Below are 6,197 nucleotides of genomic sequence, written 5' to 3'. Positions count from 1 at the left end.
GGACACCGGTCTTGGGGTCGACCTTGCCGAAGACCTTCGGCATCCCGCCCGCCGAGGCCGTCGCCGCGCTGCGGCGGCGCGGCCTCCCCGGGCCGGTGGCGGTGGCCCCGTACCTGCTGGCGCCGGGCGACTTCGCCCGGCGGGCCGGGTCCGGCCGCGGGGCCGACGCCGTGGCCGCGCCGCTCGGCGCGCACCCGGCCGTCGCCCGCCTGGTCCTGCGCCGCTACGACGAGGCGGCGGCCGTCACGGCACGGCCGGTTCCGGGTGCGCGGCCGGCCGGCGCGGCGGACCATGGAAGCCGCAGCCGGACCGGGAGGTGACCGTGACGGCGAGGAAGGCCCGGGACATCCGGGTGCGCAGGGTCTACGAGGAGCCCGCGACGGCCGACGGCAGCAGGGTGCTGGTCGACCGGATCTGGCCGCGCGGCCTCAGCAAGGAGGCGGCCGCCCTCGACGAGTGGTGCAAGGATGTCGCCCCCTCGACGGGGCTGCGCACCTGGTACGGCCACGACCCGGGGAAGTTCGCCGAGTTCGGCCGCCGCTACCGGGCCGAGCTGCACGGCGACGCGACGCACGAGAACGCCCTCGGGCATCTGCGCGAGGTGGCCGGGGAACGGCCGCTCACCCTGCTGACGGCCACCCGCGACCAGGACATCAGCGCCGCCGCCGTCCTCAAGGAGGAGCTCGAGCGGCGCTGACCCCCCACCGCGGCGCTCATCCCCCGTACGTCGCCTGGGACTCGCCCAGCACCGCCGCGAAGTCGGCGGCCAGCCGCCGCCCGTCGGCGGGCGGCAGCCCGGCGGCGGTGATCCGCACCCCGGGCGCCCCGCCGATCCGGAAGCGCGCCCCGGCCGCGACCCACCAGCCGTGCGTCCGCAGGCCGTTGACGACGGCGGACTCGTCCCGCACGGGCACCCAGACGTTCATGCCGCTCACCCCGTGGGCCGTGATGCCGCGCCGGCCGAGCTCGCCGATCAGGGCCAGCCGCCGTTCCTCGTAGGCGTCGCGGGCCCGGCCCACCAGGTCCCGGGTGGCGGGGTCCGTCATCAGGCCGAGGACCGTCTCCTGGAGCAGGTGGCTCACCCAGCCGGAGGTGAGCAGCATCCGCCCGTCGTGCCGGGCGAGGGTCGTCGCGTCGCAGGCGGCGGCCGCCCAGCGCAGGTCCGTGCCCAGGTACTTGGTGACGGTCGCGACGTGCGCCCAGCGCGCGAGGCCGCCGCCGGTGAGGGGGTGGAGGGGGGCCGCCGCGACGCTCCCCGCGTGGTCGTTCTCGATCACGAGGACGTCGGGCGCCTCGCGCAGGACCGCCACCAGCGCGTCCCGGCGGGCAGGGGTGAAGCGGCCGCCCCAGGGGTTCTGCGCCCTGGGGCTGCACACCACGGCGCGCGCTCCCGCGCGCAGCGCGGTCCGCAGCGCCTCGGGGCGCATGCCCTCGTCGTCGACCGCGACGGCGACGGTGCGCAGCCCGAGCGCCGTGACCAGGTCGAGCAGGTGGTGGTAGCCGGGGTCCTCCACGGCCACGGCGTCGCCCGGGCGGAGCTCGACGGACAGCAGCCGGCCGATCATGTCCAGCGCGCCGTGCGCGAACGTCACGTGCTCCACCGGCACTCCGTCCGCCCCCAGCCAGGCGCGGACGGCCTCCTCCAGGCCCGGCAGCCGGGGGGAGGAGCGGTGGGAGCGGGCGCCGGGCGAGAGCCGGACGGGCGGCAGGAGGTCGGGGAGGAAGGCCGGGTCGGGGTGGCCGCCGGCCAGGTCGCGCAGCCCTTCGGGCACCTTGGTCGGGCGCCGGGAGGCCACGGCGGGGGCGGGCGCGACGACCGTGCCGCCCCTCCCCCGCGTGACGACGATCCCGCGCCGCCGCAGTTCCTTGTAGGCGGTCGCGACCGTGCCGGGGCTGATCCCGAGGTCCTCCGCGAGCCTGCGCACCGGCGGCAGCGCGGCGCCGGGCTCCAGGGCCCCCTCGGTCACCGCCCGTTCGACGGACGCGGAAAGGGCCTTGGCTGTCGTACCAGTGATCGCATATTGTGTTGCCACACCGTCAATTATGTATTGATACATAACTGGTTGGCAAGGGAATCGGGGGAACGATGCGCGGCGCACGGACACCAGGACGGATACCCGGAGGTCGGGACGGGCGGCGCATGCTCGCGGTCGCCCTCGTCGACCGGGTCGGCAGCGGCCTGTGGGCCGCCACCTCGGTCCTGTACTTCACCTATGTCGCCCACCTCGGCGTGGCCCGGGTGGGCACCCTGGTCGCCGCCGCCGGGATCGTCGGCATCGCGGGCGCGCCGCTCGGCGGGCTGCTGGCCGACCGGCTGCCGGTCGTCCGCGTCCTCGCCGCCCTCCAGATCCTGCGCACGGCCGCCGCCGTGGGCCTGCTCCTGACCCACGACTACCCGCTCCTGCTGGTCTGTTCGGCGGCAGGCGGCTTCGGCGACCGGGCGTCGAGCGTGCTCACCAAGCTCTACGCCTCCCGCATCGCCGGGCCCGAGAGGGTGCGCTACCAGGCGCTCCACCGCACCGTCGCCAACGCCGGCTGGGCCGTCGGCGGGCTCGGCGCGGCGGCGGCCCTCTCCGCCGGCACGACGACCGTCTACACGGGCCTGCTCCTCGGCGACGCCCTCTCGTTCGTCGCCGCCGCCCTGATCATCCTGCGCTGCGCGGAGACGTCCGCGCCCGCCCGCACCGTCACGGGCACCGACGGTCCCGTACCGGCGGCGCGCCCCACGAACCCCTGGCGGGACCGCTCCTACCTCGCGTACGTGGTCAGCGACACGGTGCTCTTCCTCGACGACGCCGTCTTCCGGGTGGGCCTGCCCCTGTGGGCGATCCGCGCCACCGACGCCCCGCACGGCCTCGTCCCCCTGCTGCTGGTGCTCAACAGCGTGCTGGTCGTGGCCCTCCAGGTGCCCCTCGCCCGCTTCGGCGCCACGACCACCAGGGCGCGGGCGCTGCTCCTGCCCCTCGCCGCCGTCTTCGCCGCGTCCGGCGTCGCCATGGCGGCCTCCGCCATCCACGGCGCCGTGCCCGCCACGATCTTCCTGACCCTCGCGGCCACCGGCTTCACCCTCGCCGAGATGCTCCACGCCACCGTGTCCTGGGAGTTGTCCGTCGCCCTGGCCCCCGACACCGCGCAGGGCGCCTACCTGGGCGTCCACGGGCTCGCCCAGGCGACCCAGCGCGCCGTCGGCCCCCTGGCCGTCACGGCCGCCATCGCCACGGGCCCCCTCGGCTGGACGGCCTTCGGCACCCTCATCGCCGCGACCTGCGCCGCCCAGCACCGCCTCGTCCGCGCCCGCCTCACCGATCCGGCCCCCCAGCCGGAGCCGGTCCCGGTGACGCGGGGCTGACCGGGTCCGCCCGGTCATCGCCGCGCGGGCCGCGTACTCCTTACGACGGCATCCCTCGCCCGAACCGCCCGGAAGACACCGGTCCTTCACTACCGTGATGGTCCTCGGGACGCACCCGAAGGGCGCTGAAGGGGAGGGGCGATGGGACTCGCGTATCTGCGGTCGGACGCCGACCGGGCGGCGGGGACGGGCACGGCACGGGTGCTGGCGCGGGAGGCGGCCGGGTGTGTGCGGGACATGGCGGTGGGCCTCCGGCGGGGGCGGGGCGCCGGGCGGGTGACGGTGCCGTACTGGATGGCCCGGCGCTTCGCCGGCGCGGCCGGCACGCCCCTCGACAGCGAGGCGTTACTCGCCTTCCGCTTCGCGACGCCCGACCGTCCCGCGTCGGTGGTCGTCCGGCGGGGCCAGAGCGACCTGCTGATCCTGTGGCAGGTGTTCCTGCGCCGCTTCTACGAGCTCGACGCCGTCTACGCGCTCGACGAGCCCCTCACCACCCTCGACACGGTGGTGGACCTCGGCGGCAACACCGGGCTGGCCGCCGCCTATCTGACGGCCCGCTACCGGCCGCGCAGGCTGCTGACGGTCGAGCCCATCGCGGAGAGCCTCGCGGTGCTGCGGCGCAACGTCGAACTCTCGGGCCTGGACTGGATCGTCGAACCGCTGGCCGTGGACGGCCGGGAAGGGGAACTGGAGTTCGCGGTGAGCGGCTTCTGGGACACCTGCACCGCCGTCCCCGCCGTCCGTGAGCTGCGCGGCAGCCGCCCCCACCGGCTGGAGAACGTGCTGGCCCGGCCGTCGCGCACGGTCCCGGCGGTCACCGTGGAGCGCCTGCTGGACAAGCACGGCATCGACCGCGTCGACCTGCTGAAGATCGACGTCGAGGGCAGCGAGGCCGGGATCTTCGCCGAGCCCCGGCCGTGGATGGCACGGGTGGCGCGGATCGTGATGGAGATCCACGACAAGTACATCGACGGCATCGCCGTCCGCTCCACGCTGGCCCGGGCCGGTTTCCGCCGCGTCCCGCCCCGGGTCCCCGACCCGGTCGGGTTCAACCCGGTGGAGCTCTACATCCGCCGCGCCTAGGCGCCCCTGTCCAGGCCCCGGGTCCTCCGTTTCCCCTTCGCGGTCACGTTACCTACCGTGGAAGAAGGAGAGGGATAAAACGCTACATTCCACACGTCAAAAGCTCGACGTGAAGGTTCCCCACCCGCCGTCGTCCGGGCCCATCGGATGAACAGCGCCCCTCACCCATCCGTACATATGGACAGGCAAGGCACACACGCTGCGGATCCGCCCCGCAGGGAGAGGTCATGGCAGAGTCGACAACGGCCGCGGGGTCCGCCGGGACCCGGGCCACGGGCGCGCCGCCCGCCGCCCGGACCCCGGCGGAACAGCCCCCATACGCGCGAGGCGCCCTCGGCCGCCCGGTCACCGTCGGCACGCCCCTGTCCACACACCGTGTCCACCTCTTCGACGAGGGACTCCAGCGCGGGCTGCCGCCCGAAACGATCGCAGGAGGCGCGTCATGACCGCGCTCGTCGCCGCCCGCCCGCTGACCGCCCCGCACGTCGACGGCGAGCTGCCCGGCCCGCTCTCCGCCGAGCTGCTGGCCCGTCAGGAGCTCCGGGAGTCGAACGCCCGGACGTATCCGAGGCATCTGCCCATCGCCCTGGCGGAGGGCTCCGGGAGCTTCGTCCGCGACGTCGACGGCAATGTCTTCATCGACTTCCTCGCCGGCGCCGGGGTGCTCTCCCTGGGCCACAACCACCCCGAGGTCGTCGCGAGCGTGACCCGGCAGCTGGGGCTGCTCGCCCACGGCCTGGACTTCCCCACCCCCGCCAAGGACGCCTTCACCGAGGCCCAGCTGTCCATGCTCCGCCCGGAGCTGCGCGAGAAGATGAAGATCCACTTCTGTGGGCCGACCGGCGCCAACGCGGTGGAGGCCGCCGTCAAGCTGTGCAAGACCGCGACCGGCCGCGGGGACGTCGTCTCCTTCCGGGGCGGCTTCCACGGCAGCACCCACGCCGCCATGGCGCTCAGCGGACTGGTCTCCGCCAAGCGGAACGTGCCCAACACCATGCCGGGCGTCCATTTCTTCCCGTACAACCGCGCCGAGCCCCTGGAACAGGCGCTCACCGACAGCCTCGGCGGCATCCCGCCGCCCGCCGCCGTCCTGCTGGAGCTGGTGCAGGGCGAGGGCGGCGTGGTCCCGGCCCGCCCCGAATTCGTCCGGCGGGTGCGGGAGCTGACCCGCGACCTCGGCGTGCCCCTGGTGGTCGACGAGGTGCAGACGGGCTGCGGGCGCACCGGCACCTGGTTCGCGTTCGAGCAGTACGGCATCGAGCCGGACGTCGTCGTGGCGTCCAAGGCCCTGAGCGGCATCGGCATGCCGGTCGCCGTCATCCTCTACGACGCCGCGCTGGACACCTGGGAGGCCGGTGCGCACATCGGCACCTTCCGGGGCAACCAGCTGGCGTTCGCCGCCGGGGTGGAGGCGATCCGGGTGATCCGGCGCGACGACGTGCTGGGCAACGTCCGGCGGCGCGGCGAGCAGATCGCCGGCCGGCTGGCGCCGCTGACCGGCCGCCCGGGGGTCCGCGAGGTGCGGGGCCGGGGCCTGATGTGGGGCGTCGAGCTCGCCGATCCCGTGACCGGCCGGCCCGCGACCGGGGCCGCTTCGGCCGCGCAGGCCCACGCGCTGCGCCACGGTCTGATCGTGGAGCTCGGCGGCCGGGACGACTGCGTCGTACGGATCCTGCCGCCGCTCAATGTGACGGCCGAGGTCGTCGACACCGCCTGCTCGATCCTCGTCGACGCGATCACCGCCCACGCCGCACGTACTCCTTAA

At 75.1% G+C, this 6,197-nt stretch carries 7 protein-coding genes; 6 read left to right on the top strand and 1 reads right to left on the bottom strand.

The window, feature by feature from the left end:
• The coding region (locus ACX9I7_RS29800; protein ID WP_459389082.1) for a sirohydrochlorin chelatase at window positions 1-320 on the top strand (320 nt) is incomplete at its 5' end.
• Window positions 321-322: 2 nt separating this feature from the next.
• Window positions 323-697, top strand: a complete 375-nt coding sequence (locus ACX9I7_RS29795) for a DUF488 domain-containing protein (protein ID WP_387569769.1) — start codon at window positions 323-325, stop codon at window positions 695-697.
• A gap of 16 nt (window positions 698-713) precedes the next feature.
• Here ACX9I7_RS29795 and ACX9I7_RS29790 read toward each other — a convergent pair whose 3' ends face one another.
• Window positions 714-2,033 carry an aminotransferase class I/II-fold pyridoxal phosphate-dependent enzyme gene (locus ACX9I7_RS29790; protein ID WP_459389081.1) on the bottom strand — a complete coding sequence of 440 codons (1,320 nt, stop codon included), beginning with the start codon at window positions 2,031-2,033 and terminating at the stop codon, window positions 714-716.
• A 107-nt stretch (window positions 2,034-2,140) separates the two neighbouring features.
• Between ACX9I7_RS29790 and ACX9I7_RS29785 the strand changes: the two genes are divergently transcribed.
• The 4 genes from ACX9I7_RS29785 to ACX9I7_RS29770 all read left to right on the top strand — a co-directional run bounded on the left by ACX9I7_RS29785 (window position 2,141) and on the right by ACX9I7_RS29770 (window position 6,197).
• On the top strand, window positions 2,141-3,349 hold the full coding sequence (locus ACX9I7_RS29785) for an MFS transporter (RefSeq protein WP_459389080.1): 1,209 nt from the start codon (window positions 2,141-2,143) through the stop codon (window positions 3,347-3,349).
• Between the two features lie 141 nt (window positions 3,350-3,490).
• The gene (locus ACX9I7_RS29780) at window positions 3,491-4,432 is read left to right on the top strand and encodes an FkbM family methyltransferase (protein ID WP_459389079.1); all 942 of its coding nucleotides are present in this window, start codon (window positions 3,491-3,493) and stop codon (window positions 4,430-4,432) included.
• Window positions 4,433-4,659: 227 nt separating this feature from the next.
• Window positions 4,660-4,878: a hypothetical protein gene (locus ACX9I7_RS29775; protein WP_387569758.1), complete on the top strand. Its 219-nt coding sequence runs from the start codon at window positions 4,660-4,662 to the stop codon at window positions 4,876-4,878.
• Window positions 4,875-6,197 (top strand): aminotransferase class III-fold pyridoxal phosphate-dependent enzyme, encoded by a 1,323-nt coding sequence (locus ACX9I7_RS29770; protein ID WP_387569756.1) that lies wholly within the window; start codon window positions 4,875-4,877, stop codon window positions 6,195-6,197. The genes ACX9I7_RS29775 and ACX9I7_RS29770 overlap by 4 nt, the downstream gene beginning before the upstream one ends.

The organism is Streptomyces sp. L500, from assembly GCF_054551825.1.
Note: the sequence above shows the minus strand (reverse complement) of the source record. Positions and strands in the feature narration are given on the sequence as shown.

Coding starts and splice junctions, on each gene's coding strand:
- ACX9I7_RS29770 (WP_387569756.1), top strand. CDS start 4,875: ATGACCGCGCTCGTCGCCGCCCGCCCGCTGACCGCCCCGCACGTCGAC.
- ACX9I7_RS29785 (WP_459389080.1), top strand. CDS start 2,141: ATGCTCGCGGTCGCCCTCGTCGACCGGGTCGGCAGCGGCCTGTGGGCC.
- ACX9I7_RS29780 (WP_459389079.1), top strand. CDS start 3,491: ATGGGACTCGCGTATCTGCGGTCGGACGCCGACCGGGCGGCGGGGACG.
- ACX9I7_RS29775 (WP_387569758.1), top strand. CDS start 4,660: ATGGCAGAGTCGACAACGGCCGCGGGGTCCGCCGGGACCCGGGCCACG.